The 1,851-nt window shown below is 69.1% G+C and carries 2 protein-coding genes and 1 pseudogene; 2 read left to right on the top strand and 1 reads right to left on the bottom strand.

Translation table 11 applies throughout. The features are described from left to right. Positions 1 to 191, top strand: a pseudogene (locus IEZ17_RS41570) (helix-turn-helix domain-containing protein); the annotation flags it as partial. A gap of 174 nt (positions 192 to 365) precedes the next feature. Here IEZ17_RS41570 and IEZ17_RS41565 read toward each other — a convergent pair. Further along, positions 366 to 1,580, bottom strand: a complete 1,215-nt coding sequence (locus IEZ17_RS41565) for an MFS transporter (protein ID WP_189308823.1) — start codon at positions 1,578 to 1,580, stop codon at positions 366 to 368. Positions 1,581 to 1,627: 47 nt separating this feature from the next. Here IEZ17_RS41565 and IEZ17_RS41560 point away from each other — a divergent pair. Continuing rightward, positions 1,628 to 1,851, top strand: a 224-nt coding sequence (locus tag IEZ17_RS41560) for a GntR family transcriptional regulator (protein WP_189308822.1), incomplete at its 3' end; no start/stop codon positions are given.

Raw genomic sequence — 1,851 nt, 5'->3', positions numbered from 1 at the left:
TGTCGGTGGTGAAGATCGCCGAGGCGACGTCCACCAGCGCCGACCGAGTCCGCGATGTGATCCACAACTTCAACGCCGACGGACTCGACTCCCTCTACCCCAAGTACAAAGGCGGCCGGCCAAAGACCTTCACCCTCCCGGAACGCCGGGAGATCAAGAAGATCGCCAAGTCCAAGCCGGCCGAGCACGGCTCAAGGCCGGGTAGTTAGCGTTTTCTGCGCCCTGGCAGGGCCAGGACCGGGTGTGCTTTCACAAGTGGATCGCGCCCGAGGCGTGATGCGAGCCCGACACCGCTGACCGGGCAGCGCACTTGGTGCCTCCAATACAAGCTTTGCAGACAATCGGTGCCGGCACTGCGATCGTTCCTACGATGCGCTGTTGGCTCCAAGGGCCGGTCGGTCGCGCCATGCGGGGGCGACGGCGGTGAGCATCAGTGCGGCGGTCAGAACAAAGGCGAGGGGGTAGTCGGTGCGGCCGGCGAGTGCCCCGAAGCCGAGGGCTCCGATGCCCATGCCCGCGTCGTAGGCGAAGTTCCACATGGCGCTGACGGTGTCGTAGCCGGCTGTGGGGACTCGTGCGTACATCAGCGTCAGGGTGGAGTTCTGGGTGATGCCGAAGCCGATGCCGAAGAGCGCCGTGCCGACGACGACCGCCACGGCATTGTCCGTGAACGATGTCATGAGCATTCCGGCGGCTGACGTGAGCAGGCCGGGCAGAACGAGCCGGGCAGGCCCGTGACGGTCGCCGTGCCGGCCTGCGACCCAGCGGGCGATGGTTGACGCCGCGGGCTGGACGAACAGGGCCACGGCGACGATTCCGCCCCGTGCCGACGGAACGGCGAGGGGGAGAAAGGTGACGATGATCCCGGCTGCCAGCGCGGTGGTCGCGAAGACGACAGCAGGTCGCGTGAGAGCTCCGGTACGGAAACCAGCCACGACGCCTACCGACCGTCCCGACGTCAACTCCCGGTCGGGCAGGCCCGGCACGGCAGCGATCGCGGCCAACGCGACGACACCGGCGGCGACGGAGACAGGTCCGTACCCCGCATGCCCGGCAAGCCACACCCCCAGCGGCAAAGCCAGCAGGCTCGGCACCCCCGACACGACGCCGACCACCGCAAGCGCCTCACCACGGCGCGCCGGATGGATCAGCGATGCCGTCAACCCGCCGCCCGCGACGACGGTGAGCGCGAAGCCGACCCCACGCACAAGGCAGACCACCACGATCCATGCCATGCCCTGGAAGGCGGTCAGAGCCAGTGCGGGTGCGCCGAGCAGGATCAGTCCGGCTGCCAGCGCCAGGCGGTAGCCGTAGCGGGCGACCAGCCGGGGTGCCGCCAGCTCACCGCAGACCGTGGCCAGCATCAGCGCTCCCGTGGCCAGTCCTGCGGCGTTGCCGCCCCCGCCGGCCGTGGTGGCGTAGAGCGGGACGACCGACAACAGCAGGTAGAAGCTCCCCGAGGCACCGATGATGCTCACGAAACGCAGCATCAACGGCTGCGTCACCAGGGGCGGTCGCGCATCGGGCGCATTGGTGGAGGCGGCGGACGCGGGGGTGTGCGGGTTCTTCGGCGTGGTCATGCGGTGGACGCTAAGGCGCGAGCGGACCGCCGGTAAGCTCCATTTCCATGCCGCTGCAGTGGTCCGGTCTGTCGCCGGAGTTGTTGATGGTCATCGACCGTGACAGCGGCGAGCCGCTGCGTTCGCAACTGGAACACCAGGTACGGGACGCGATCCGCAGCGGGCGCCTGCAGGTCGGCGAACGGCTCCCGTCCTCCCGCGAACTCGCCCGCAGCCTGGGGCTGTCGCGGGGCCTGGTCCAGGACTGCTACGCCCAACTGCAGGCCGAGGG

The organism is Streptomyces albospinus, assembly GCF_014648695.1.
Lineage (GTDB): Bacteria > Actinomycetota > Actinomycetes > Streptomycetales > Streptomycetaceae > Streptomyces > Streptomyces albospinus.
This window is presented reverse-complemented; position numbering and strand designations above follow the sequence as displayed.